Source organism: Dysgonomonas sp. 520, from assembly GCF_010501095.1.
Lineage (GTDB): Bacteria > Bacteroidota > Bacteroidia > Bacteroidales > Dysgonomonadaceae > QVMP01.
This window is the reverse complement of sequence record NZ_QVMP01000008.1, coordinates 26,164-52,081: the sequence shown is the minus strand read 5'-3', so window position 1 is coordinate 52,081 and position 25,918 is coordinate 26,164. Positions and strand designations below refer to the sequence as shown.

At 38.6% G+C, this 25,918-nt stretch carries 24 protein-coding genes; 16 read left to right on the top strand and 8 right to left on the bottom strand.

Annotated features, from left to right (window positions below; translation table 11 throughout):
• Positions 1-8: 8 nt before the first annotated feature.
• The 10 genes from D0T56_RS06080 to D0T56_RS06035 all read left to right on the top strand — a co-directional run bounded on the left by D0T56_RS06080 (position 9) and on the right by D0T56_RS06035 (position 9,006).
• Positions 9-1,043 (top strand): dehydrogenase, encoded by a 1,035-nt coding sequence (locus D0T56_RS06080; RefSeq protein ID WP_163319252.1) that lies wholly within the window; start codon positions 9-11, stop codon positions 1,041-1,043.
• Positions 1,028-1,876, top strand: coding sequence for a glycosyltransferase family 2 protein (locus D0T56_RS06075; RefSeq protein ID WP_185153843.1), 849 nt, complete (start codon positions 1,028-1,030; stop codon positions 1,874-1,876). The genes D0T56_RS06080 and D0T56_RS06075 overlap by 16 nt, the downstream gene beginning before the upstream one ends.
• Positions 1,877-1,883: 7 nt before the next feature.
• A complete protein-coding gene (locus D0T56_RS06070; RefSeq protein WP_163319251.1) occupies positions 1,884-2,945 on the top strand; it encodes a glycosyltransferase family 1 protein in 1,062 nt (353 codons plus the stop codon).
• An 8-nt stretch (positions 2,946-2,953) separates the two neighbouring features.
• Entirely contained in the window at positions 2,954-3,817 is an 864-nt protein-coding gene (locus D0T56_RS06065) for a beta-1,6-N-acetylglucosaminyltransferase (protein ID WP_163319250.1), read from the top strand.
• Positions 3,818-4,071: 254 nt separating this feature from the next.
• A complete protein-coding gene (gene rfbA, locus D0T56_RS06060) occupies positions 4,072-4,935 on the top strand; it encodes a glucose-1-phosphate thymidylyltransferase RfbA (protein ID WP_163319249.1) in 864 nt (287 codons plus the stop codon).
• Between the two features lie 2 nt (positions 4,936-4,937).
• Complete coding sequence (locus D0T56_RS06055) at positions 4,938-5,477, top strand: DUF3806 domain-containing protein (protein ID WP_163319248.1); 540 nt, start codon at positions 4,938-4,940, stop codon at positions 5,475-5,477.
• 8 nt (positions 5,478-5,485) lie between these two features.
• Entirely contained in the window at positions 5,486-6,034 is a 549-nt protein-coding gene (rfbC, locus tag D0T56_RS06050) for a dTDP-4-dehydrorhamnose 3,5-epimerase (protein WP_163319247.1), read from the top strand.
• Positions 6,035-6,042: 8 nt separating this feature from the next.
• On the top strand, positions 6,043-6,804 hold the full coding sequence (locus D0T56_RS06045; RefSeq protein ID WP_163319246.1) for a glycoside hydrolase family 25 protein: 762 nt from the start codon (positions 6,043-6,045) through the stop codon (positions 6,802-6,804).
• A gap of 18 nt (positions 6,805-6,822) precedes the next feature.
• A complete protein-coding gene (locus tag D0T56_RS06040; protein WP_163319245.1) occupies positions 6,823-7,836 on the top strand; it encodes a S41 family peptidase in 1,014 nt (337 codons plus the stop codon).
• Positions 7,837-9,006 carry a glycosyltransferase gene (locus D0T56_RS06035; RefSeq protein ID WP_163319244.1) on the top strand — a complete coding sequence of 390 codons (1,170 nt, stop codon included), beginning with the start codon at positions 7,837-7,839 and terminating at the stop codon, positions 9,004-9,006. It begins immediately after the preceding gene.
• A gap of 213 nt (positions 9,007-9,219) precedes the next feature.
• Here D0T56_RS06035 and murA read toward each other — a convergent pair whose 3' ends face one another.
• The 4 genes from murA to rfbB are packed head-to-tail and all read right to left on the bottom strand — an operon-like array spanning position 9,220 to position 13,309.
• On the bottom strand, positions 9,220-10,524 hold the full coding sequence (gene murA, locus D0T56_RS06030; protein WP_163319243.1) for a UDP-N-acetylglucosamine 1-carboxyvinyltransferase: 1,305 nt from the start codon (positions 10,522-10,524) through the stop codon (positions 9,220-9,222).
• A 25-nt stretch (positions 10,525-10,549) separates the two neighbouring features.
• Positions 10,550-11,560, bottom strand: a complete 1,011-nt coding sequence (gene murB / locus D0T56_RS06025) for a UDP-N-acetylmuramate dehydrogenase (RefSeq protein WP_163319242.1) — start codon at positions 11,558-11,560, stop codon at positions 10,550-10,552.
• 26 nt (positions 11,561-11,586) lie between these two features.
• Positions 11,587-12,165 carry a hypothetical protein gene (locus tag D0T56_RS06020; protein WP_163319241.1) on the bottom strand — a complete coding sequence of 193 codons (579 nt, stop codon included), beginning with the start codon at positions 12,163-12,165 and terminating at the stop codon, positions 11,587-11,589.
• Between the two features lie 7 nt (positions 12,166-12,172).
• Entirely contained in the window at positions 12,173-13,309 is a 1,137-nt protein-coding gene (gene rfbB / locus D0T56_RS06015; RefSeq protein ID WP_163319240.1) for a dTDP-glucose 4,6-dehydratase, read from the bottom strand.
• 139 nt (positions 13,310-13,448) lie between these two features.
• Between rfbB and D0T56_RS06010 the strand changes: the two genes are divergently transcribed.
• Positions 13,449-14,477: a hypothetical protein gene (locus D0T56_RS06010; RefSeq protein WP_163319239.1), complete on the top strand. Its 1,029-nt coding sequence runs from the start codon at positions 13,449-13,451 to the stop codon at positions 14,475-14,477.
• Positions 14,478-14,501: 24 nt separating this feature from the next.
• Here the strand turns inward: D0T56_RS06010 and tsaD are convergent, their stop codons facing one another.
• On the bottom strand, positions 14,502-15,521 hold the full coding sequence (gene tsaD / locus D0T56_RS06005; RefSeq protein ID WP_163319238.1) for a tRNA (adenosine(37)-N6)-threonylcarbamoyltransferase complex transferase subunit TsaD: 1,020 nt from the start codon (positions 15,519-15,521) through the stop codon (positions 14,502-14,504).
• 338 nt (positions 15,522-15,859) lie between these two features.
• Between tsaD and D0T56_RS06000 the strand changes: the two genes are divergently transcribed.
• The 5 genes from D0T56_RS06000 (at position 15,860) to D0T56_RS05980 (ending at position 22,378) form a co-directional block, all read left to right on the top strand.
• Positions 15,860-16,402, top strand: a complete 543-nt coding sequence (locus D0T56_RS06000; RefSeq protein WP_163319237.1) for a glutathione peroxidase — start codon at positions 15,860-15,862, stop codon at positions 16,400-16,402.
• 42 nt (positions 16,403-16,444) lie between these two features.
• A complete protein-coding gene (locus D0T56_RS05995) occupies positions 16,445-17,572 on the top strand; it encodes an OmpA family protein (RefSeq protein WP_163319236.1) in 1,128 nt (375 codons plus the stop codon).
• Between the two features lie 76 nt (positions 17,573-17,648).
• On the top strand, positions 17,649-18,962 hold the full coding sequence (locus D0T56_RS05990) for an NAD(P)/FAD-dependent oxidoreductase (RefSeq protein ID WP_163319235.1): 1,314 nt from the start codon (positions 17,649-17,651) through the stop codon (positions 18,960-18,962).
• A gap of 175 nt (positions 18,963-19,137) precedes the next feature.
• Entirely contained in the window at positions 19,138-19,851 is a 714-nt protein-coding gene (locus D0T56_RS05985; protein ID WP_163319234.1) for a porin family protein, read from the top strand.
• Positions 19,852-20,161: 310 nt separating this feature from the next.
• Positions 20,162-22,378, top strand: a complete 2,217-nt coding sequence (locus tag D0T56_RS05980) for a tetratricopeptide repeat protein (RefSeq protein WP_163319233.1) — start codon at positions 20,162-20,164, stop codon at positions 22,376-22,378.
• Positions 22,379-22,404: 26 nt separating this feature from the next.
• Here D0T56_RS05980 and dapA read toward each other — a convergent pair whose 3' ends face one another.
• The 3 genes from dapA to ligA are packed head-to-tail and all read right to left on the bottom strand — an operon-like array spanning position 22,405 to position 25,906.
• Complete coding sequence (gene dapA / locus D0T56_RS05975) at positions 22,405-23,298, bottom strand: 4-hydroxy-tetrahydrodipicolinate synthase (RefSeq protein ID WP_163319232.1); 894 nt, start codon at positions 23,296-23,298, stop codon at positions 22,405-22,407.
• 48 nt (positions 23,299-23,346) lie between these two features.
• Positions 23,347-23,907 carry a hypothetical protein gene (locus tag D0T56_RS05970; protein ID WP_163319231.1) on the bottom strand — a complete coding sequence of 187 codons (561 nt, stop codon included), beginning with the start codon at positions 23,905-23,907 and terminating at the stop codon, positions 23,347-23,349.
• Between the two features lies 1 nt (position 23,908).
• On the bottom strand, positions 23,909-25,906 hold the full coding sequence (ligA, locus tag D0T56_RS05965; RefSeq protein ID WP_163319230.1) for an NAD-dependent DNA ligase LigA: 1,998 nt from the start codon (positions 25,904-25,906) through the stop codon (positions 23,909-23,911).
• Positions 25,907-25,918: the final 12 nt, after the last annotated feature.

Sequence of the window (25,918 nt, the reverse complement as noted above, 5' to 3'; positions counted from 1 at the left end):
TTTAGACAATGATAATAAGAAGCAGAGCACCTTTCAGGTTAGGATTGGCAGGAGGAGGATCGGATGTTTCTCCATATTCCGACATATATGGAGGCTGTATTTTAAATGCAACAATAAGTCTCTATGCTCATGCCAGCATTGAGCCTCGCAACGATGGTAAAATTGTGTTTACTATTCCGGCACATAACGAATACTACGAATACGATTCGCTCGAATATCTCCCTATCGACGGAGGCAAAGCCGATCTGATGAAAGGTATATATAACAGGATAGTAAAAGATTATGTACATAAACCTCTGTCTTTCACCTTGACATGCAATCTTGAAGTGCCTTTCGGTTCGGGATTGGGCACATCATCCACCTTTGCGGTTGCAATGCTCGGAGCATATACCGAATGGCTGAGGCTTCCCCTTGGCGAATACGACATTGCATATCTTGCATACACAATTGAGCGTGTTGACCTGAAACAGGCCGGAGGCAAGCAAGACCAATATGCCGCAACTTTCGGCGGGTTCAACTTCATGGAGTTTTTTGGAGACGACAAAGTTATTGTCAACCCCCTGAGAATAAGAAATGAACTTATAAATGAGTTGTCTAACAACATATTATTATATTACACAAATTCGAGCCGCAATTCGGGAGACATTATTATTGAACAACAAAAAAATGTGACCAATAAGAAAAATCAGTCTATCGAGGCCATGCACCGTATAAAACAGCAGGCTACCGAAATAAAAGAGGCAATATTGAAAGGCAAGCTCGACGATATAGGATATATTTTACACGAGGGTTGGGCGTATAAAAAAGCTATGGCCGATGGTATTTCCACGCCGTTTTTCGAAGAAATATATGAAACGGCAATCAAAGCCGGAGCCATCGGAGGTAAAATATCCGGAGCCGGAGGTGGAGGTTTCGTTTTCTTCTATTGCCCTTTGAATACCCGTTATTCCGTAACTCAGGCTTTAAACAAACTGGGCGGGGGCGGACATGTTCAGCCGTATACATACACAAAAAAAGGACTTGAAACTTGGATAGCAAAATAAAAATAGCAGTTCTTATAAGAGTTTACGACAGGATTGAAGATTTGAAATACAACCTGAAAATCATTGCCGATACTTGGACCGAAAATGAGTATTTCGTGATAGTTGTCAGCAACGGAAAATCGAAAGGGTATGTTGTTGACGAATCTTTATATCCGTATATCAATAAGTTGGTTGTGTTGGAAGCCAACGAAGGGCATCTGAAAGGTAACTCGCAGCTATTGAAAGAGGGAGCGAAATTTATTCCGGCAAATTGTGATTTCACCTTGGTGTTAGAGGCTGACACATGGCTCTATGGAGACAGCCTTATATCGAAATATACTAAGATATTGACTGATTCGGATATCGTATGGGCTAGCGCCGATTGGTACGATAAATATATATCGGTGGCAACGGATTTTGCGATTATCAAGTCCGATTACATCAAAAAAAATCCCGACTTGTTCGATTTTGGACGTTTTCCGGAGTGTTATGTGTCCAACTATATGCGCGATCATCAGGACAAATCAATCTCGATAGAGGAAAATATGCCCGTACATGTGCCCAGCTATGTGTTGAAGTACCCTTATGTGCATAACAAAGAGAGGCGGTTTTATGCTTTTCCTAAATCGAAAATGGTAACACACCACGTAGAACACCTGAAAAATGGAATGTTGCAAAAGAAGCGATACTTCAATATAATTTCACAATCCGACTATTTTGAAGACGCATCTGTAAAATGCAAAAAATGGGAGTTATTCAAGATAAAATTCTGGATAAACCTCAGTCGTTTTTTTCTGAAAAGAACTTGGTACAGCAAAAAATATTATAAGACTTTAGATAACCAGAAAGATTAAGAACCGGATGTTTGTAGTTAATGGTAGATTTCTGACTCAAAAAATAACAGGTATTCAACGGTATGCTTTCGAGATATGCAACAAGCTGCACGAAATGGGTGTGGATTTTTTCGTAGCCCGGCCAAAAGAAATAAATCCTGATTATAAGTTTTCGTTCCGAACTGTCGAATGTGGTTCGCTTGATACACATTTGTGGGAACAAATAAGCCTGCCCAGATACTTGAAAAAGATTGGTAATCCATTGCTAATCAGCTTTTCGGGTTGTGGGCCTCTCAATTATGATAATCAGATAATTACAATACATGATGTTTCTCATGAGCGGTTTCCGCAATGGTTCTCAAAAAATTATAACCGGTACTATCATTTCATGATTCCACGGATAGGGAAAAAAGCACATGCCGTTCTTACTGTCAGTGAATTTTCGAAAGAGGAAATTGTTGATTCCTTGAAGATTGATGCCGAAAAAATACATGTGGTTCATAGCAATGTTCCTTTTCATGATGTGCCATCGGCAGAAGATATAATGAAATATAAGCGTCCGGAGAATATTGAAAAATATATTCTCACCGTTTCGTCTATGGACCCGCGTAAGAATTTTATTCGATTGGTGGAGGCGTTTAACCGGATTGAAGATAAATCTATAAAACTTTATATCATTGGAATGCAGTTTAAGGCATTCAATACACCCGATTTGCAGAAGCTAATAAGCGAAAATGTTGTTCTTCCCGGATATATTTCGGACGAAGAATTGGTGAAAATGTATCAAAATGCCCTGTTTTCCATCTATCCGAGTCTGTATGAGGGTTTCGGGCTTCCTCCGTTGGAGTCTATGACTTTCGGTTGTCCGGTCATAGCTTCCGATATTCCCGCCTTACGAGAAATAAGCGGTGATGCAGTCCTTTATGCCAACCCTCTTGACATCGACGATATGACCGCAAAAATGAACCAAATGGCAAATGATGAAAATTTGCGGGAGACGCTTAAAATCAAAGGATTGGAACAAATAAAAAACTACTCTTGGGAAAAATCGGCAAAGCAGGTATTGGAAATTGTTAAGAAGTACTCTTAAGAAAAAACATGAAAGTTGCTGTATTAATCCACGCTCATCGTGAACCAAACTTAGTGAAAAGATTGGTTGCATGTCTGCAACATCCTCAAATTGACGTATATATAAATGTGGATGCGAGAGTTGATATTTCAAACTTTTCGGACATAATCGCAGATGTTACTTTCATGAAGAATAGGGTAGAGGTTGTCTGGGGCAGATTTTCTCAGGTGCAACAAATACTAAATTCTTACGAAGAGATATTAAATACCAATATAAAATATTCTCATATTCTGTTTATCAGTGGTCAGGATTATCCTGTAAAATCAATGGATTATATTGTTAATCAGCTATCTACCAATATCGAAAAAAGCTATTTGGACTTTCATTTATTGAAAGATAGTTCTTGGGATAGAATGATAAGGCAGCGCTACGAATACTGGTATTTCTTGCCCGAATCGGATATCAGAAATAAGCGTTTTGTGAAAAAAATATTGAATAGATTGAAGTTCAAACGCAAATATCCGCTCACGCCTTATTACGGTTCGTGTTGGATGTGTTTGACTCTGGATGCCGTGAAATATTCTTTGAAATATACGTCCGAAAATCCCGATTTTGTGAAGTTTAATCAACACACAGGCTGCCCCGATGAACTTTATTTTCAATCTATTTTGGTAAATTCTCCCTTAAAAGACAGTTTAATAAACAACATACACCGATATATAGATTGGTCGGACGAAGGTAAAAGCCCCAAGGTGTTAACAATGAGTGATTTGGAGAAGATAAAAAACTCGGATTCTTGGTTTGTGAGAAAAGTTGATTTGGAAACAGACTCTTCTTTTCTGAATAGTCTTGACAATCTGCGAGACGAAAGTTGTAACCCGTTGAGTGTTTAGAAAACAAATGCTAACTATTTGGAATACAGTATAAATTGTTTTGTCATCCTGAGTAAAACGAAGGATCTGTTACAGAAAATATCCGAATTCTTCACTTCGTTCAGAAACAACGTTCGAGGAGCGAAGGCGACTCAAAGACAAATTTGGTATGTGATAATATTCTAAAGGTTGAATTTATAGTTCAGCCTTTTTCTTTTCTTATTTTTTGATACAAAATATTATCTTTGTTTTAGAACAATTTTAAACAACACAAGATGAAAGGAATTATTCTTGCCGGAGGTAGTGCAACACGTTTATACCCACTATCGAAAGCTATATCGAAACAAATAATGCCGGTTTATGATAAACCGATGATATATTATCCGTTATCAACGTTGATGTTGGCAGGAATCAGGGAAATTCTGATCATCTCAACACCTCGCGATCTGCCCATGTTCCGTGAATTGCTGGGTACGGGCGAAGATATGGGTATGAAGTTCGACTATGTTGTACAGGAAACACCTAACGGCTTGGCTCAAGCCTTTGTGTTGGGAGCCGATTTTTTGAATGGTGAAGCCGGTTGCCTCATTTTGGGCGATAATATGTTCTACGGACAAGGATTTTCTGCCATGCTGAAACGTGCTGCCGAAATAGAAAAAGGCGCATGTATTTTCGGATATTATGTGAAAGATCCCCGGGCGTATGGAGTTGTGGAGTTCGACAACAATGGCAAGGTTATTTCATTGGAAGAAAAACCCGAAAAACCGAAATCCAATTATGCTGTTCCGGGTTTGTATTTTTATGATAGCTCTGTGGTTGAAAAAGCAAAAAGCCTAAAGCCTTCTGCCCGTGGCGAATACGAAATAACCGACTTGAATAAAGTATACCTGAGCGAAAACAGTTTGAAGGTAGAATTGTTTGGACGAGGTTTTGCGTGGTTGGATACGGGAAATTGCGACAGCTTGCTTGAGGCGGGCAATTTTGTTGAAACAATTCAGAACAGGCAAGGCTTTTATATTGCTTGTATAGAGGAAATTGCATGGCGCAACGGATGGATTGATGATAAACAGCTTAAACTCTTAGGAGATAAATTAGACAAAACAGCTTACGGAAAATATATTTTAAGTTTATTGATTTGATTATGGCTAAGAAATATAACGAGTTGGACGATAAGGACTACGAAGACGGAACTTTTGAAGCGGAAGGACGGGTAGTAAATTATAAAAAGACAACGGTCGATTATGTCAAACAAGATTATATAAATCTGAATGAAGCAGATAAAGAGTTCATCAATTATTGTTTAGGCGATGCCGATGATCTATTGCGCACATTGCCGGATGATAAAAACCTGGAGAACTATTCTGCTAAAGATTTGGATGAATTGCTTTACAGGTGGAACAATAAAAAATACGATTTTAAGTTCTTCGACGAAGAGCAATTTGTCAATGCCATAGGTGCTGCTTTCGGAAAATTTCTGAATAAAGAATTTCAGACAATATGGAATGTAATCAGCGACGAATATGGAACCGATTATGCATGTGTTTCTACGGGAGAACATAGTTTTCAGTTGTTTCCGTTTAGTTCGGCATGGAAGGCTGTGGAGCAAAACAGGGAAGACTCTTTGGATGCAATCGTTTTGATTGTGAAGAAGAATATGGAAGAATGGAAAAAGAGCAAATAAGTAATATAATGAAATTTACAGAACAGAAAATCAAAGGAGTTTGGGTTATTGAACCTCGTGTTTTTAATGACGATCGTGGCTATTTCATGGAATCGTTCCGATTGGAAGAATTTGAAAAATATGTGGGGAAAACAGACTTTATTCAAGACAATGAATCTAAATCGACACGAGGTGTGTTGAGAGGCTTGCACTATCAGACAGGAGAATTTGCACAGGCAAAACTTGTGAGGGCAATAAAGGGCAGTGTGTTGGATGTTGCCGTTGATATTCGAAAATCGTCCCCAACCTTCGGGCAATATGTTGCTGTGGAATTGACCGAAGACAACAAAAAGCAACTATTTGTTCCCCGGGGCTTTGCTCATGGTTTTGTAGTTCTCAGCCAGGATGCGATATTCACGTACAAGGTTGATAATGTGTATGCTCCGCAACATGAAGCCTCAATAATATGGAACGATCCGGAGATTAATATTGATTGGGGAATTGATGCAGAAGAATTGTTGTTGTCGGAAAAAGACCGGACAGGGCGGCTTTTATCCGAGGCAGTTTTGTTTGATTAGTAGAAGATATGCAAAAAAAGCAATTGAAAAGAATCAAAAAGATAGCTGTTGTAGCAGCTATTTCTTTCATTTTGATTGCCTTGGCTTTTTTCTTTCTGAAGAAATATCAACAAAAGTTCAACTCATTCAACAACACGGATTATTCCAATAAATATTTTGTAAAGGGAATAGATTTGTCGCATCACAATCCCATAATAGACTGGGGGGCAGCGAAAAATGAGAATATAGCTTTTGCATACATCAAATCGACAGAAGGAATAGGCCACTTGGATAGGAATTATCCTTACAATTACAAACTGGCGAAAGAGAATAATATAAAAATAGGCTCGTATCACTTCTATACGTTTGGGGTATCGGGATATAAACAGGCTCAACATTTTATTAAAACGGCAAAGTGCCAATCGGGAGATTTGATTCCTGCGATTGATGTTGAACACTCGCCATCCAATGTCAATTCGAATGACACGGCGTATATGTCTTTGGTGAAAAAAGAACTGAAGATATTGGAAAAAACCTTGTATGAACATTATGGTATGCGTCCCATAATTTATACGAATAAGGATTGTTACAAAAAATATGTAAAAGATTTGTTCCCTGCAAATCCCATCTGGATATGCGATTTGCACAACGAACCTTCGGATAAAGAAATAAAAAACTGGATAATCTGGCAGTTTTCGCATACAGGAAAGATTCTGAAAATAAAGGAAAATATAGACCTTAACTATTTCAGGTACAGTTTCGAAGAACTTAAGAAATATACACTTCCATAATCAAACATCACTTTGTCTATGAAATATAGATTACTCATACTGATTTGTTGCATACCTCTGTTTTTTTCGTGCTTCGATGAGCAAGAATACGATAATACTAAAAGAGGAAATTTTGATGCGTTGTGGCAAATATTGGACGAACGTTATTGTTTTTTCGAATATAAGGATATTGATTGGAATGCTATTTACGACAAATATTCTATAAGAATAGATGAAACGATGAGTCAGGATGCCTTTTTTTCGATGATGGCAGAAATGCTTACCGAACTGAAAGACGGTCATGTAAACCTGTCGGCTAGTCACGATTTGGGTCGGTTTTGGGGATGGTATGAAGATTTTCCCCGCAATTTCGATTCAAATTTGTTGTATGACAACTATCTCGGAACAAATTATATGATAGCCAGTGGATTGAAATATAAGATATTGGATGACAATGTAGGCTACATTTATTATGAAAGTTTTTCGGATGGAATCGGGGACGGTAACCTTAGTCAGGTTATAGACAGGCTTTCGTTGTGTTCTGGCATAATAATTGACGTGAGAAGTAATGGTGGTGGCCAGTTGACCAATGTTGATAAAATTGTGGCACGTTTTGTCAACGAAAAAACACATGTGGGCTATATAATGCATAAAACAGGAAAAGGGCATAACGATTTTTCGAAGCCTTTCAAAAAATACATTGAGCCGTATGATGGTTTACGTTATCAGAAAAATGTTGTGGTATTGGCCAACAGGGGCAGTTACAGTGCCACCAACGATTTTGTGAATGCAATGAAGTATGCGCCCAATGCAATTATTATGGGCGACCGCACAGGCGGAGGAAGCGGGTTACCTTTTTCGTCAGAATTACCCAATGGATGGAATGTCCGTTTTTCGGCTTGTCCGATGTTAAACAGAGAGATGAAACACCTTGAGTTTGGCATCGAACCCGATTTGTACGTCGAAATGAACGAGTTGGAAAGATTGGCAGGAAAAGACTCTATGATTGAAAAGGCGAGGGAATATTTGAGAAGTACGGGAGACGCATTGTAAATGAGAAAGATACTGATATTTAATGATTGCTTTTACATGGGAGGCACAGAAGTGCTTCTGGTGAATGTTTTGAATCATTTAGCAGAAAAAAAATGCGAGGTAACACTTTTGCTTCCAAATCCTTCGGAACGTAATGTATTGTTATCGGGTGTTTCGTCCAAAATACAAATCAAATATATATATCCTAAGATGCAGAAAGGCTTTAAACATGCTTTTTTCAGGCATTTTATGATTCTTTTTCCCCGTTTATATGCAAAACTTGTCCTGAAAATGGACGGATCGGAGTACGACCAGATTGTTTGTTTCAAAGACACGCAATATTCAATTGTATTCAGCAGAATGAATATGCCTAAAATACAATGGGTACATAATCAACCATTTATACACGAATATAAGTATAAGTCGCTGAAAGTTTGGTTAGCCGTGCAGGTGAATAAACGACATTTGCGGAAATTGGAATTATCATACAACCGCTTCGATGAAGTTGTATGTGTGTCGGATTCGTGCCGGGATAAATATTTTGAGATTTATGGGCGTAACATTTTTAAAACAGACGTAAAGGTTCTGTACAATGCTTTGAACCTTGATGGCATAGCCGAAAAATCGGAATTGCAAGTGCCTGGTTTACCTGATTTTAATGGTATGGTATTCATTCTGGTTACACGCATATCTCCGGAAAAAACAGTAGACAGAACTGTGAAAATGACCCGAAAACTGATTGACGAGGGGTACGATTTTCGTGTAATGATTTTAGGCGACGGACCTGAATATGAGTATATAAATCAACTGATTAAGGATGAAGGATTGTCGGACATAATGAAAATGTATGGGCGGGTTCTGAATCCTTTTCCGTATATGAAACGTGCCGATTGGCTTTTGTGTGGATCTTCAAGGGAAAGTTTTTCACTCGTATTGCTTGAAGCCATATCGCTGGGCACGCCTGTTCTGACTACGGATTGCGGAGGTCCGGAAGATGTAATAGCCAAAGGTAAATATGGATTATTGCTCGAAAACAGTATCGATGGGGTATATCAAGGCATGAAAAAAGTTCTTGACAATCCGCAACTTAAGGATTATTACAATTCACTTGCGCCCGAAAATCTGGCTCGCTTCAATTATGACAATTGGATAAAGGAGGTGGATAAGCTTCTGCAAGTAGAGAATCTTTAAAATAAACACAATCAACGTATTAAGTCATATTTACAAGGAGGGGTGTCAAAAAGTAAATCTCAGTGTCTTTTTGTCATCCTGAACGGAGTGAAGGATCTGTTTTTAGAAAGTCCAGATTCTTCGTTGCACTCAGAATGACAAAGATGTGTAACACTTTGATTTTTTGGACAGCCCCTTGTATTTAGAGAATCGAACAATAGTCTTTATTCGATTTTAATCCAATCTCATGATATTTGCACCCAATTGATTCAGACGGGTATCAATATTTTGGTATCCCCTGTCAATTTGTTCTATGTTCAGGATTGTGCTTTTTCCATCGGCACACATAGCAGCAATGAGCAAGGCTATACCCGCACGTATGTCGGGAGAAGTCATTGTTGTTGCTCTCATCGAACGTTTCCCATTCCCGATAACTGTTGCACGGTGAGGATCGCACAATATAATCTGCGCACCCATGTCAATCAGTTTATCGACAAAGAACAAACGGCTTTCAAACATTTTCTGGTGTATCAGTACGCTACCTTTGGCTTGAGTTGCCACAACCAACAAAACACTGATAAGGTCGGGTGTCAGACCCGGCCACGGAGCGTCTGCAATTGTAAGGATTGATCCATCAATAAAGGTATCTATCTCATATTCTTTTTGTGCGGGAATGTAAATATCATCGCCTCTGCGCTCGATGGTTATCCCTAAACGACGGAACGTATCGGGAATTATACCCAGTTCGTCGTAAGCTACATCTTTGATAGTCAGCTCCGAACTGGTCATTGCCGCCATACCGATAAAACTACCTATTTCAATCATATCGGGAAGAATACGATGCTTTGTTCCTGATAAAGAGTCTACTCCCTCGATGCGTAATAAGTTGGAGCCAACACCCGATATTTTTGCACCCATCTGGTTCAACATTTTGCTCAATTGCTGAATATAGGGTTCACAAGCGGCATTGTATATGGTGGTTTCTCCTTCGGCTAATACAGCGGCCATCAGAATGTTGGCTGTCCCTGTCACAGAGGCTTCGTCCAACAGCATGTATGTGCCTTTCAGCTTATCTGCCGATATATTGTATATCTGATTGTTGACATCGTAGTCAAAATTTGCCCCAAGTTTCTGGATTCCAATAAAGTGTGTGTCTAGGCGACGACGACCAATTTTATCGCCTCCCGGTTTTGGCAGTAAGGCATAGCCAAATCTGGCAACCAAAGGACCGATAATCATTACCGAACCTCGCAATGATGCGCTTTTCTTCAAGAAATCAGGACTTTGAAGATAGTCGATATTCACATTTTCAGCTTTGAATGACCATGTATCTTCCGATAACCGTTTGGTTTCTACGCCCATATCGCTCAATAAGGCAATAAGGTTGTTTACGTCCAGAATATCAGGTATATTTTCAATAATAACTTCTTCGGGTGTAAGCAACACTGCGCATATCACTTGTAGAGCCTCATTCTTAGCTCCTTGCGGTACTATTTCTCCTTTTAGGCGACAACCACCTTCAATTATAAAAGATGCCATATTTTTTTTAGTTGTAACTGTGTTTTTATAATATTTTTACTTCCGGTTCAAGTTTTATACCAAAATCTTCTTCCACCACTTCTTGTATTTCTTCCATGAAGCCTACAATTTCATTTCCGTCGGTTGTCCCATAATTAACAATGATAAGCGGCTGATTGGGATATGTTCCGATATTGCCTATCCGTTTGCCTTTATATCCGGCTCTGTCGATCAGAAATGCGGCAGAAGTTTTCACCAAACCATTCGGTTGTGGATAGACAGGCAGGTCGGGATATATACCCAACAAGGTATCTGCTTTTTCCGGATCGATGGATGGATTTTTGAAAAAGCTGCCACAATTGGGCAGTTCTTTATGATCGGGTAGTTTTCGTTTCCTGATCTGTATTACCGCCTCCCTTACGTCTTGTATTGTTGGTTCTTCAACATCTTCCAATTCTTTGTTCAGATCAGCATATTTTGGTTTATAACTGAACGATTTTTTCAGTTGAAACACAATAGAAACGATTATGTACCGGTTTGTTTTCTTGAAAATGCTGTCACGATATCCAAACTGGCATTCCGCATTGGAAAATGACACTGCCTCGCCTGTATTTATATCAATAGCCACCACTTCACGTATACAGTCTTTCACTTCAGCCCCGTATGCACCTATATTTTGCACGGGAGAAGCTCCGACCGTTCCGGGTATGTATGATAAATTTTCAAGACCTGAAAAACCTTTATTTACGCAATATTCAACAAATTCGTCCCAATCTTCGGAAGCCATCACCTCCAAAAAAACAATATCATCATCGTCGTCGTCATCCGAAACGTCACGAATCCCTTTGATATTAGGCTTAATGACAAGGCCGTCAAAATCTTTTGTGAAAAAAAGGTTGCAGCCTCCGCCTATGATAAGTTTCTTCTCGTTTGGATACTTTTCTAAACACTCTCTCAATTCTGCCACATTATTTGGTGCGCAGAATATTTTTGCAAGAGCTTCTGTTCTAAATGCATTGTAATTTTTCAACTGGATGCTTTTCTGATGGTCGTCCATATTTACGTTTTAAAATGAATACTATGCTACTCCTTATTTTTTCTGAATTTCAATATAATCCATATAAGAAGAGCGATAACAGCAATACCACCGATGGTGTAAAGTATTGCAACTATGTTTTTTATAACAAATACAATGAGAAAAATCAATGCAACTACAACCAGGGTAATTACACAAACTTGGATAATCCGTTTTATATTTTCCTTGTTAATGGGGGAATTATCGCCCCTCGCTGTTTCTATTTCGGTTTTGTCCGGAAATATTATTTTATCGGGATAATTATTATCTGTCTTTTCTTCTTCAAATTGCCCGTTGATTATCTCCAATTGCTCCACATCATCGCCAAGAGTTGACGGGGTGGGAGTTTCGCTCAGCCTGATAACAGCATCTACACGAGACGACGCCCTTTTGGTATCAAAATCGTCTACATTTACCATTTCTATCAGTTCGTCTTCTATGGCAGGATATCTAACCATAAGAGATTGGCATGCGATTGCAAATTCACGGAACCGTTGAATTTTATCCATCCGTCCTTTTACATCGTAGCCACCATCCGATGATATATCAATGATTTTGTCAGCTAAAACAGACTTGAGTCGTTCCATTTTTTTACTATCTATTTTCGTACATCTCCTGATAATACTTCATGTAGTCGCCGGAAGTAACTTCTTCCACCCAATCCTGATTGTCAAGATACCAATAGATAGTTTTCACGATACCTTCGTCAAACATGATTTGCGGCAACCAACCCAACTCTTCTGATATTTTAGTAGGGTCGATGGCATATCGGTGATCATGCCCCTGACGGTCACGAACAAAAGTTATCAGGTCGTTATTTATCCATGAAATATCAATACTTCCGTCCGATAGAACTTCTTTTTTCTTCAAAGCTGAACGGTATTCGGGTTGTTTATCCATTATATCGTGGATGGTAGAAATCACCAGTTTAACGATATCTATATTCTTTTTCTCGTTATGTCCACCCACATTATAAACTTCACCAACTTTGCCTTTATGCAATACAACATCAATGGCCTTGCAATGATCTTCCACATAAAGCCAATCGCGAACATTGCTGCCGTCTCCATATACAGGAAGCGATTTTCCTTCCAGAATATTCCTGATAATCAGAGGTATTAATTTTTCGGGGAAATGATAAGGCCCATAGTTATTCGAACAACGGGTTATGTTGACAGGCATTTTATATGTTTCGGCGTATGCACGGACAATCATATCGGCACTAGCCTTCGACGCACTGTAAGGCGAGCGAGGGTCGAGTGGGGTAGTCTCGGTGAAAAAACCGTCATCGCCCAACGAGCCGTATACTTCGTCTGTGGATACCTGCAAAAACTTCACGCCTTTTCTCCATATCGGGTAGTTGTTTTCGTCTTTACCTTCTGTCCAGAATTGTTTTGCCGTGTCAAGTAGGTTTTGAGTACCCAATATATTTACCTGTAAAAACAGTTGGGGATCTTCGATACTTCTGTCAACATGGCTTTCCGCAGCAAAATTGATCACATAGTCAATATCATAATCCGTAAATATTTTGTTGGTTACTTCCCTGTCTCTGATATCTCCTTTGATGAACGTGAGTTTCGGATTTTTCAGATCGTTGGTCAATGTTCCCAGATTTCCCGCATAGGTAAGAGCATCAAGAACTATGATTTGCTTGTCTGTGTGAGCCGAAAGAAAATGTTTTACAAAATTGGAACCAATAAAACCGGCTCCACCGGTAACAAGGTATGACATACTATGATTAATGTTGTTTATAAATTATTTCATGCAAATGTAAAAAATAAATCTGTGCTTTAGATATTATGAAATAAATAAATGTATACTTTTGCACCTGTATATATTTGATTAAGATTATTTGATAGTTTTTAAGACTATGAGATTGTTTTTTGGGATTGTTTTCCCAATTCTCCTCTTTTGGGGGTGTAGCAATAGAAAAGATAGCAGCGGGGAAAAGGATATTAAGATCGTTGTTCCTGCCGAGGCTGCTTTCAATGTAATAGATGATACTATTATAGAGGAGATTAAATTGGCCGATAGCGATATCTTGTTACCATTTTCTAAAAACATCAACTTTTCAAAATTACGACAAGACACCTTATCTGCTTCCGGCATCAAGGGGCTGGACAAATATGCTTGCGGAAAAGATACTCTGACCTACATTCCATTTCCCAAGCAAGATACCATCAGCGTGATTGTTGTTCCGATGAAATGCGGAGGGTATGCTCATCGCTACATGATGCTCACTATATGTAAGGATAGCATTGTTTCCGACCTGATGATCGAAGCCGAACGTATCGAATCGAAAAGTAAAAGAACCAACGTTTCTTTCGTGATCGACAAAAATTACCGCATACTGGTAACAACCGTGGAGCAAGACGAAAACCGCCAGTTTTTCGACTATAAAAGCTATAAAATAAGAGGCGACGGTGTGTTTATAGTCATTCCTGAAAATGCGTTGGACGGAGATTGTTTTGAACACAGATCTGATGTAGAATATCCTATTACGTCCGAAAACCTGATGGATTTGGATTATTTTCTGTATACGTGCAACAAAGTAGACGGGATGGAAAATTACAGTTGCCATGATGGAATCAACTACATTACCTTGAAAAAAACGGAGGATAATAAATATTATGTGCTGGTCAACACCGAATGTGGCGATTATGCGTACACCGACTTGTTGGTGATACACAACAACAGGATAATATCGGGAATGACCATCGACACGGCATCGTATGACGACGGAGATGACAGCGAATATTCGGGCGACGAGACTACATTCCTGATAACGGAAGATTTGCAGATAGAACTGACCTTTTCCTCTATAAAAAACGGTCAGGTAGCATCTTCAAGGAAAGCTAGTTATAACATTGAACCGGACGGGCGGATAGTGAGAATATAATTGAGTTTATTGGGGCGTGACAACTTAAACAGTTACCCTCGAAAACGGAGCGGCATCCATCCCGCAGAATTCGCCATCCAAATATTTATAATACCCCGAAATGGCAACCATTGCCGCATTGTCGGTAGTATATCCAAATTTTGGAATGTGAATTTTCCAACCGTATCTTTTCTGAAAATCTTCGAAAGCCGAACGCAATCCGGAATTAGCTGAAACACCTCCGGCAACAGCCACTTCCTTGATATTTAAATCTTTGGATGCTTTCAACAATTTAGCCATCAAAACATCAATGATTGTCTTTTGAAGAGATGCACATAGGTCTTCTTTATTTTTTTCAATAAAGTCGGGGTCGTTTTTCAATTCGTCCCTGAGCAAATAAAGAAATGAGGTTTTCAACCCGCTGAAACTATAATCATATCCTTTTATTTGTGGTTTGTTGAATTTGAACTTATCCGGATTTCCTGATTTAGCCAACCGGTCTACGATAGGTCCACCGGGATACCCCAAGCCCATCACCTTGGCGCATTTATCAAAAGCCTCTCCGGCCGCATCATCAATAGTTTGCCCAATGATTTGCATATCCTTGTATGACTTTACAAGAATTATCTGCGAGTTTCCTCCCGAAACCAGAAGGCACAGAAAAGGAAAAGATGGCAACTCCTTTTCAGGATTGTCCGCATCCTTTATAAAATGCGCTAATACGTGCGCTTGCAGATGGTTTACATCCACCATCGGAATATTGAGCGATGTAGAAAGTCCTTTGGCAAAGGAAGTAGCAACAAGAAGAGAACCCATCAATCCGGGTCCACGCGTGAATGCGATTGCGCTTAGTTCTTCTTTGTCAACACCTGCCGATTTCAACGCTTCGTGCACTACCGGAATTATATTTTGCTGATGTGCCCTCGATGCAAGTTCGGGAACAACACCGCCAAAATTCTCGTGCACTTTTTGACTTGAGATAATATTTGAGAGTAGAACCCCGTCTCTGATAACGGCTGCGGCAGTATCGTCGCACGAAGATTCAATACCTATAATTGTAATCATTTTTTTCTCCTTGATTTTGATTTACAAAGATAATATATCTCATATTTCAAAACTAATCAAATCTCTTTATTTGTTTTTGCAATACGTAAACAAATGCATATAATGAATTGATGATAAAAAACAATAAAGTTTAAATTTTCTTTTTTTTACATAAATATATAAAAATAATACTTTGTACGTATTGTGTTTAAATAAAATTCACTCTACTTTTACGCTTCGAAACAAACACTATTACAAAAATACACTAGATTCTAACATTTTTATAGAACTTAATAAACAATCCCCGAACTTATATGTTATAAAAAGAGCAATTGATAAGGAAATTAACGAAAATTGTAATGAAATCTTTTTATATAATATTATTTGTTCTCTTTTTTTCAATAAGTGCAATCATGGCTCAGGGAAAGGATATATATAGTTATAAGGTTAAGAATATTGATGGGGAAGAATTTGATATGTCTTCTTTGAAAGGGAAAAAAGTACTCATTGTGAATGTTGCATCAAAATGCGGCTTTACACCTCAGTATGAACAATTGGAAAAATTGTATCAAATGTATAAAGACGAAAATTTTGTGGTTATCGGATTTCCATCAAACGATTTCAAGGGACAAGAACCGGGAACAAATGCCGAAATAAAAGATTTTTGCCAACGAAATTATGGTGTAACATTCCCCATTATGTCTAAAATATCAGTTACCGGGAAAAATATAGCGCCTATATATAAATGGTTAACTGAAAAAAAAGAAAATGGTAAATTAGATTCTAAAGTTTTATGGAATTTTCAAAAATATATGATTGATGAAAGTGGAAGTTTAGTGGATATGGCTCCTTCGAAAGAAAGTCCGCTTTCAGATAAAATTATAAACTGGATTGAGAAATAGCAATTTTGAATTAATAATAAATTTTTTAAACAATAAATTAAGATGAAAAAAATTATTTTATCTGCTGCGATAATGTTTACAGCAGTATCAGTTTTCTCTCAAGAGAAAGCAATTAAGGAAAACGGATTTTGGAATAACTGGTTTATCCAAGGACAAATAGGTGGATCTTATATGTTTAGCGAAAACACAAGAGATGCTAAATTTGGTGATCTTTTAAATCCTGCAGCATCAGTATCTGTTGGTAAATTCTTTTCGCCAATTGCAGGAGCTCGTATCAACGCTACCGGATGGCAAGCCAGAAGTTGGGTAAAAGCAACAGACACATATTACAAGAACGAATATGTTCAAGGAAGTGTGGACGGATTATTGAGCTTGACAAACTTATTCTTACCATACAATCCGGATAGAGGTTTCAATTTGATTGGTATCTTAGGAGTTGGATATGCTCATGGATTTAAGAAAGAAAAAGCAGGTGTTCCTGAAACAAATATGATAGTACCTCGTGCCGGTTTGGCTGTGGACTTCCGTTTCACTAACAAGTTGAGCTTTAACCTTGAAACTAATGCAAACTTGCTTAGAGATAACTTCAATGGACAAGAAGGTGGCGACAGCTACGACATTCCGGTGAATGTGATGGTAGGTCTTGCATACAGATTAGGTAAAAGCGGTTTTGAAAAAGTTGACGTAGTAGACCCAACTGTAATCAACTCGTTGAACAGCAAAATCAATCAACAACTATCTCAGTTGAATGAAAAAGACAGGTTGATTGAAAGCTACAAAACTCAATTAGCTAACAAACCTGAGCCTACAAAAATCATAACTGAAGTAGTGAAAGAAGATACAGAAGTGTTGATGAATGCAGTAGTAGTGTTTAAGTTAGGAAGTGCTAAATTGGAACACAACCAAGATATCAACGTATACAATGCGGCTAAATATCTTCAAGAGAACCAAAAAGTACAAGTTACTGTAACAGGTTATGCTGATAAGAGTACAGGTACGGCTGCTGTTAACCAAAGATTATCAGAACAACGTGCTCAAGCCGTTGCCGATATCCTTACTAAAACATACAACATCTCTCCGGATCGTATTACAGTACGTGCAAGCGGAGATAAAGAACAACCATTTGCAAAAGATGAATGGAACCGTGTTGTAATATTTACTGCTAGATAAGTTAGTATCTAAAATAAAATTTCAAAAGTCGCTTCCGGTAATAGGGAGCGACTTTTTTTTATCAAAATAAAGTGAGATGGAAAGAATAGCAAACATACCCGATCCGGGATCAAAGAAGCGGGTTGTTATTATAGGCGGAGGATTTGCGGGACTGCAAATAACAAAGAATATATCTCCCGAACACTATCAAGTAGTTCTGATAGATAAGGTAAATTTTTATCAATTTCAGCCTCTTTTCTATCAAGTGGCATCGGGAGGATTGGAACCAAGCTCAATATCTTATCCACACAGAAAGACTTTTCAGAAAAAAAACGATTTTCATTTCAGGATGTGCGTTGCCGAACAAGTGAAACCTGAAGAAAAAAGAGTTGAAACAAATATCGGTTATTTAGACTATGACTATTTGATTATTGCCACAGGTTGCGACACAAATTATTTTGGCAATGATAAGTTGAAAGACAGTACATTTGCTCTGAAATCTGTATCCGAATCTCTTTTGGCACGAAATCGGATATTGTTGAGTTTTGAAGAATCGTTGAGTGCAAAAGATGAAACGCAACTGAAAGAAATATTAACTTTTGTTATTGTTGGCGGCGGTGCTACGGGTGTAGAATTAGCCGGAGCATTGGCAGATATGAAAAAATCTATTTTGCCGAAAGATTATCCCGAAATGGATTTCTCTAAGATGGAAATACACTTGGTAGATGCTTCACCCCGATTGCTGTTCGGAATGTCGCCCGAAGCCTCGCAAGCGGCAGCAGATACCCTGTCGAAACGAGGTGTAATATTGCATCAGAATATTCCGGTGAAAGATTATGTATATCCATACGTAGAGTTGAATACGGGCGAAAAGATACGTTCCCGAAATGTTTTCTGGGTGGGAGGAATCCGTGCCAATAGTCTGGCAGGATTGAATGACGATTCTTATTTCAAGGGACGGCTTATTGTTGACAACTACAACAGGGTTAAAGGATATAGCAACATTTTTTGTATTGGAGACACAGCCATACTGAAAACGGATAAATATCCAAATGGGCATCCACAAGTGGCTCAAGTGGCTATGCAAATGGCAAAACGTTTGGCAAAAAATCTGAATTATGAAGCCAAAGGCAGTAACGAATGGCGGCAATTTGAATATAAAGATAAAGGTTCATTGGCAACCATTGGGCGTAATGCTGCAGTTGCAGATTTAGGAAAATTCAAATTTAAAGGACGATTGGCTTGGTGGCTGTGGCTATTGGTGCACTTGCTTTCTATTGTTGGCATGAAGAACAGAGTCTCTGTTTTCCTCGATTGGGTTTGGAGCTATCTTAATTATGATGTGTCGTTACGACTGTTTATCCGTCCTAAGGACAGTTCGATATATAAACATCTGGATGAAAAGGAATAAAAAAAACAGCGAAGGCATTTCTCTGTAAGAGACGCGGCAGAAGAAAAAATAGATCGAATAAAGAAGAACGTTTTTCAAATACTTGATTCGCATTATTAATATTTTTGTCTAAGTTTGTCTCGTGATACAATAACACAAAATATTTTGCGTTAATTTTATAATCAAAGCAAGAGGAATGCTACAATCATCCCGATATAAAATATTACTAACAATTATAATATGCTTTTTTTGCTTACAAGGGTATGCGCAACGCCCTAAAGTAAAGAACCAGCCTTTTGCAGACCAAAAGCTAATCCATTTCGGATTTACGATTGGTATACATGGTCAAGATTTGATCATGTCTCACACGGGAGCTTCATCGAACGGTGAAGTATGGTTTGCCGAAATCCCGTCATACAATCCCGGATTCAGCGTTGGTATTATTGCCGACAGATATATAAACCAATATATGAACCTAAGGATAGTGCCAAGCCTCCATTTCGGAGGGAAGGACTATGTTTTCAGGGAACAAGATTCGGGCGAAGAATATAAGACAACCATACGCAGCAATTACCTGACATTGCCTGTGCTTATGAAATTCAGTTCCGAAAGAAACAACAATATCCGCCCTTATGCCCTTGCCGGTATTTATGGTGCTACCGAACTGGGTTCGAAAAGCAACATGGCTATAAAACTAAAGCCTATGGACTTCGGGCTGGAATTTGGTATTGGCTGTGATTTCTACCTACCCATGTTTAAATTATGTCCCGAACTGAAATTCTCTTTCGGATTGGTGAATCTGGTTGAAAAAAACAGGACAGACCTGACGGATAAGGAACTACAGAAATACAGCGATGCCATTAAATCCGGGAAATCGAGGATGATAACTCTTACCTTCAATTTCGAGTAACGGAAAATCTTTTTATTATAGGATAACTGACAGTTTTTGCAGTCAAACAATGTTTGGCAAGAATTTTGTTTGTTGATCAATAATGCCAATCAGTATTTTGATTTACGATAACAAAAACGGATGGGAAAGGATGATTTGTAGGGGCAGGCCTCTGGTCTGCCCGAAAGTAGGGGCGTAAAATTTACGCCCGATATATTGGCAGGCAAATGCGATTTGTCCCGTACATTCCCAATTTCAAAAATAGATCGAATATAAACTAACGTTTTCAACTACTGATTTGCATCAATAATAAAAATATAATACTAAACAGATGATTGAGAACACTATTTCTTTAAAGAGAAAAATATATACATTCCTGTCAAAAAGACAGCTGAAAGATGTTTTCGAATTGTTGCACAACCTGTCTGTCAACACTCAAGACTGGCTGATATTGGAAAAGCTCAACGAACTGGAGATGACATACAAATACATGCTTAGCTATCAGTTTGAAGGGGTTGCCGACCCCGAACGGGAAAAGGTCTACAACAACATACTGCGTTCGTTATTCGAATTGACGGACGACATCACCAACGAACTTTTGTCTGCCGATTCTCCCGACTATTTCTATCAAAGAGTCAGGATTAATTCACTCAGGCAGAATATTACAATCGGTGATTACCGGAAGCAGTTAATCAGATATTCGGAAGAACTTTCATTGACCGACCTGTTGGATAGTGGAATCGAAAAACAAACGAAAAAACGAGACATTGCCGTTAAGCGTGAACGCACAGGAGCCGATATGTTTCAAGAAGTATTGGTGTCAAAAAGAAGCGAAGCAGACGATTATGAAGAATTAATACGCTTTATTAACGATATTGAACTACCTTCCCGTGAAAAATGCCTGATGGTTTCGGCCATTACCTTGAGCCTGATTCATCGTTTTGACGCACGCAAGGCTCAAGCCTTGATGCACGCTTGTCGGTCCGACATATTGGTTGTCAGGCAAAGGGCTATTGTAGGGCTTATTGTTATCCTGCAAATTTATGATTTTCGTTGGCAGCTTTATCCCGAATGTGTACAACAACTTGAGGCAATGAGCGAAGATGAAGGTTTCAAGAAAAGCGTGCTATCTATCATTAAGCAATTGATACGTTCGAGGGAAACAGAAAAAATTACTAAAAAACTTACAGAAGAAATTATTCCCGAAATGATGAGGTTCAGTTCTATGGCAAAAAGAAAACTGAACATGGAAGACATTTTAGGAGATAATGATTTTTCGGAAAAAAATCCGGAGTGGAAAAAAGAGCTGGAGGATTCGGGTTTGGCAAATAAACTTCAAGAGTATTCGAACCTTCAGATGGAAGGCGCTGATGTTTTTCACTCTACCTTTGCCAACCTGAAAAGTTTTCCGTTTTTCAATGAGATCAGCAATTGGTTCTTGCCCTACGATCCTGCGTATTCCGAACTGCAAAGCCTGAATACGAACGACGATAAAGACAATATGCTTTACACTGCGATACTGAATTCCGGACACATGTGCAATTCCGATAAATATTCGTTCAGTTTCAGTTTGTTACAAATACCATCTGGTCAGCGAGAAATGATGGTGACACAGTTCGGAGCCGAATCGGAAGAGATGAAGCAATTGCAAAAAGAAGCATTGTCCGTAAACCCGAATCTTGATCAGGAAATTGTGTCGAACCAATATATACAGGATTTGTACCGATTTTTCAAGTTGTTTTCGCAAAGAAATAGTTTCAAAGATATATTTACGCTGAAACTAAACTTTTACGAATCCAAATCCATTGCTCCTCTTATTTCAGACATCGAAGATATGAAGCAAATAGCAGCTTATTGTTTCGATAAGAATTTCTTCCCGGAAGCTCTCACTATATTCAATAAAATTGCAGTTATTGACGAAAATTCTGATGTCTGGCAAAGGATTGGTTATTGCAAACAGATGCAAAATGATTTGCACGGAGCTTTGGATGCGTATTTGCATGCCGATTTATTATCTCCCGACAATTCGTGGATATTGAAGCGCATTGCTCACATATACAGATCGTTAAAGCAAGCCGATAAAGCTATCGAATATTATCAGAAAACGGCTAAATTGAAGAATAACGACTTATCCATCGAATTGAATATTGGTCATTGTTATCTGGAACTTAAAGAATTTGACAAGGCGCTCAACAGCTATTTCAAAGTTGAAATGCTTGCCGAGAAGAATGCGATAAAAGCGTGGCGTCCAATTGCCTGGACTGCCTTTCTGATGAAACGGTTCGATTTGGCTCAGCAATATTACACGCGAATTTTGGCTGAAAAACCTAATTCGCACGATTACCTTAATGCGGGACATACCGAGCTGTGTCAAAACAATTATAAACAGGCTTTAAACTTCTATAAACAAGCTGTAAATCTGGAAGATAATAGCGTGGACAAGTTTGTCGAAATATTTAACGAAGATGTGGATATGCTGCTTTCGGTAGGTGCCGATAAAAACTTGTTTCCTCTTATTTTCGATCAATTAAGGTATGAATTTAACTAAAAGAAAAGACCTGTAAAGCAGGTCTTTCAGCATTTTATATTGAGGTCTATCAATACATTCCGAATCATTTCGTAGGTAGTTATGCGTGTTGGCACTAAGGGCAACCTTAGTTTGTTTTCTATATACCCCATCATGTGAAGCATACATTTAACTCCCGCCGGATTACCATCTACAAATAAGAGTTTAAACAACTCGCTGAAACTGTGATGTATGGTCAAAGCACTCTGATAATCACCCTCCAAGGCCAGGCGGGTCATTCTACTGAATTCCTTTGGGAAAGCATTTCCTATCACAGAAATTACCCCCACGGCTCCCAATGTAATCAGGGGAAAGGTGACCCCATCATCGCCCGATATAACATCAAAATCTTCCGGCTTACGCTTAATTATCTCGTCCATTTGAGTTATATCGCCGGACGCTTCTTTTATGGCAACAACATTTCTGAACTCATTTGCAATGCGCAAAGTTGTTTCGGCAGTCATATTTACACCCGTCCTACCCGGAACGTTATACAAAATAATGGGAAGTTTTGATGCTTCCGCAATAGCTTTATAGTGTTGATATATACCTTCTTGCGATGGTTTGTTGTAATATGGAGTAACTGAAAGGATAGCATCTATGCCAAAGAAATCGTTGTCTTTAAGTTTATCAACAACCTCACGGGTGTTATTTCCTCCTACTCCAAGAACAATAGGAATCCGTCCGGCAACTTTAGATACCACCAATTCTATAATTTCTTTCTTTTCAGTTTCGGTAAGGGTTGGGGTTTCGGCCGTTGTTCCTAGTACAACCAAGTAGTCGATGCCATTCTGTACCTGATAATCTACAAGTTTGGCAAGCGCATCATAATCAACGCTTTCATCACTTTTGAACGGGGTTATCAGAGCAACACCAACACCTCTTAAGTTTATTCTGGGCATAAAGAAATTATATATTTAGTTAGATCGGACTGTATTCTGACGACAAATTTACGAATTATTTGTGCTTCCAAACATATTGTCTAAATAAAATTTTATTTGTTCGTATGTTTCAAACAAATCTTTGTCATCCTCCTTTAGAATAATGAAATCGTATATTCTCTGTTCCAGATCTTTAATTCCAATACATAACTTACTATTATTCTGCATCAAAAGGTAAGAAAGATAGTACCGTTTCTTTGTTGTCAAATCAATCAGCGTGTCATATTCCTGATTATTAAATTCGTTAGCTACGGAACTCTTTGGCATTTGTTTCCACGACAGTTCTTTTGTCTGGTCAACCAATCTCACTTCCTGAGGAAAGATAGGCAAGTCGTCCGTTTTTATTTTCGGCTTTATTGTCCATGCAACAACACGTTTACCGTTCTTTTTCAGGTCATTAATAACTTTCTCTACAACCAGCCAGTCTTCTATATTAAATAAGATGAGTACACTTTCTATTTCATCAAAAGACCGGAACTCATGATCCCGCCGATTAGCTTTATAAAGAGCAGCTATCTTTCTTTTAATGAAATAATTAATGTTTACATTAATATAATTATTTATCCCCATGTTATTCAATCATTTTAAGAAAATCGTCCTCTTTTATTATTTGGACTCCCAACTTATTGGCTTTCTCCAATTTGGCAGGCCCCATATTATCACCTGCAAGGATATAGTTTGTTTTAGACGAAATGGAACCGCTATTTTTACCTCCGTTCTGTTCAATCAGGGTTTTATATTCATCACGAGAGTGCTTTTCGAAAGTTCCGCTAATCACAATTGTCTTTCCCTCAAGTTTATTGGTACGTTGAGACATAATCTCCTGACTAAGTTCGAACTGCAAGCCAAATCCTCTCAATTTTTCTATTAGTTCCAGGTTTTCTTCATCGGCAAAAAAATCAACAACACTTCGGGCAATCCTGTCTCCAATTTCATCCACCTGAGTTAATTCCTCTATTGTTGCCTGTTTTAGTTGCTCTATCGAAGGAAAACCCACAGCCAGTTTTTTTGCAACAGTTTCACCTACATATCGTATTCCGATAGCATAAAGAACTCTTTCGTAAGGAATATTCACCGAACTCTGGATGCTTTCGATCAAATTTTTGGCACTTTTTTCACCCCATCTTTCAAGGTGCGAAACATCTTGCCACTTTAAGGTATATAAATCGGCTATATTACTGATTAACTTTCCGTTATAGAGATGCTCTATTGTTTCCGAACCTCCGGATATATTCATTGCCTTACGTGTGATAAAATGCTCTATACGTCCTTTTATCTGCGGAGGGCATCCTTTATAATTGGGGCAATAATACACGGCTTCGCCTTCGTCTCTTTTTAGGGTTGCACCACATTCGGGACAGATGGTTATAAATTCAACCTTTTCGTTATTTGGTTTCCTCGATTTTATATCTACTTCTGTTATCTTGGGTATAATTTCACCTCCTTTTTCCACATACACCATGTCTCCGATATGCAAATCTAAGGCGTCGATGGCATCTGCATTATACAGAGAAGCTCTTTTCACCGTGGTTCCTGAAAGTTGCACAGGTTTAAGGTTGGCAACAGGCGTAACTGCACCTGTTCTTCCTACCTGAAAAGAGACAGACAACAATTCGGTCAATTCTCTTTCGGCCTGAAATTTATATGCGATTGCCCATCGTGGAAACTTGGATGTGTAACCAAGATTACGCTGCTGACGCAGAGAGTCTACTTTCAATACAATACCGTCGGTTGCAACAGGAAAATTTTTGCGTTCAACATCCCAATATTTTATAAATTCGGCTATTTCTTCCAACGATTTTGCTTTTCGGGTCGCATCCGATATTTTAAAACCCCATTGCTTGGCTTTCTTCAAATTCTCGTAATGACTGTCGGATGGCAAATTTTCGCCCAACATATAGTATAAGAAAGAATCCAGTTTACGGGAAGCCACAACTTTCGGGTCTTGCAGCTTTAATGTTCCGGAAGCAGCATTGCGAGGATTTGCAAAAAGAGGCTCTTCCTGATCGGCACGTTCCTGATTCAGTTTATCGAAAACTTTCCAAGGCATCAATATCTCACCCCTGATTTCGAACTCATCCATATAGTCATGTCCTTGCAATGTCAGCGGAATGCTGCCTATCGTCCTCACATTGGCGGTTACATCGTCTCCGACAACACCATCACCCCGCGTAACCGCCTGTTGCAGTTTTCCATCCTTATAGGTCAATGATATTGATGTACCGTCAAATTTGAGTTCACAAACAATTTCAAAATCATCGTTCAAGTCTTTCTTCACCCTGTTGTAAAACTCCTCCACCTCTTCTAGCGAATAGGTATTTGATAGAGACAACATGGGATATTTGTGGGCAACTTGCACAAATTGCTTGTTGATGTCGCTTCCCACACGTTGTGTAGGGGAATTGGGGTCGGCATATTCCGGGTATTCTTTTTCCAGAGCCTCCAACTCTTTCAATAATTTGTCAAATTCAAAATCCGTAATTGTAGGACTCGACAACACATAATAACTATAATTGTGCTGATGTAGTAAATTACGTAAATCTTCTATATGTTGTTTAGGATTTTCCATCTTATAATTCTC

Coding starts and splice junctions, on each gene's coding strand:
- D0T56_RS06080 (WP_163319252.1), top strand. CDS start 9: ATGATAATAAGAAGCAGAGCACCTTTCAGGTTAGGATTGGCAGGAGGA.
- D0T56_RS06070 (WP_163319251.1), top strand. CDS start 1,884: ATGTTTGTAGTTAATGGTAGATTTCTGACTCAAAAAATAACAGGTATT.
- D0T56_RS06065 (WP_163319250.1), top strand. CDS start 2,954: ATGAAAGTTGCTGTATTAATCCACGCTCATCGTGAACCAAACTTAGTG.
- rfbA (WP_163319249.1), top strand. CDS start 4,072: ATGAAAGGAATTATTCTTGCCGGAGGTAGTGCAACACGTTTATACCCA.
- D0T56_RS06055 (WP_163319248.1), top strand. CDS start 4,938: ATGGCTAAGAAATATAACGAGTTGGACGATAAGGACTACGAAGACGGA.
- rfbC (WP_163319247.1), top strand. CDS start 5,486: ATGAAATTTACAGAACAGAAAATCAAAGGAGTTTGGGTTATTGAACCT.
- D0T56_RS06045 (WP_163319246.1), top strand. CDS start 6,043: ATGCAAAAAAAGCAATTGAAAAGAATCAAAAAGATAGCTGTTGTAGCA.
- D0T56_RS06040 (WP_163319245.1), top strand. CDS start 6,823: ATGAAATATAGATTACTCATACTGATTTGTTGCATACCTCTGTTTTTT.
- D0T56_RS06035 (WP_163319244.1), top strand. CDS start 7,837: ATGAGAAAGATACTGATATTTAATGATTGCTTTTACATGGGAGGCACA.
- murA (WP_163319243.1), bottom strand. CDS start 10,524: ATGGCATCTTTTATAATTGAAGGTGGTTGTCGCCTAAAAGGAGAAATA.
- murB (WP_163319242.1), bottom strand. CDS start 11,560: ATGGACGACCATCAGAAAAGCATCCAGTTGAAAAATTACAATGCATTT.
- D0T56_RS06020 (WP_163319241.1), bottom strand. CDS start 12,165: ATGGAACGACTCAAGTCTGTTTTAGCTGACAAAATCATTGATATATCA.
- rfbB (WP_163319240.1), bottom strand. CDS start 13,309: ATGTCATACCTTGTTACCGGTGGAGCCGGTTTTATTGGTTCCAATTTT.
- D0T56_RS06010 (WP_163319239.1), top strand. CDS start 13,449: ATGAGATTGTTTTTTGGGATTGTTTTCCCAATTCTCCTCTTTTGGGGG.
- tsaD (WP_163319238.1), bottom strand. CDS start 15,521: ATGATTACAATTATAGGTATTGAATCTTCGTGCGACGATACTGCCGCA.
- D0T56_RS06000 (WP_163319237.1), top strand. CDS start 15,860: ATGAAATCTTTTTATATAATATTATTTGTTCTCTTTTTTTCAATAAGT.
- D0T56_RS05995 (WP_163319236.1), top strand. CDS start 16,445: ATGAAAAAAATTATTTTATCTGCTGCGATAATGTTTACAGCAGTATCA.
- D0T56_RS05990 (WP_163319235.1), top strand. CDS start 17,649: ATGGAAAGAATAGCAAACATACCCGATCCGGGATCAAAGAAGCGGGTT.
- D0T56_RS05985 (WP_163319234.1), top strand. CDS start 19,138: ATGCTACAATCATCCCGATATAAAATATTACTAACAATTATAATATGC.
- D0T56_RS05980 (WP_163319233.1), top strand. CDS start 20,162: ATGATTGAGAACACTATTTCTTTAAAGAGAAAAATATATACATTCCTG.
- dapA (WP_163319232.1), bottom strand. CDS start 23,298: ATGCCCAGAATAAACTTAAGAGGTGTTGGTGTTGCTCTGATAACCCCG.
- D0T56_RS05970 (WP_163319231.1), bottom strand. CDS start 23,907: ATGGGGATAAATAATTATATTAATGTAAACATTAATTATTTCATTAAA.
- ligA (WP_163319230.1), bottom strand. CDS start 25,906: ATGGAAAATCCTAAACAACATATAGAAGATTTACGTAATTTACTACAT.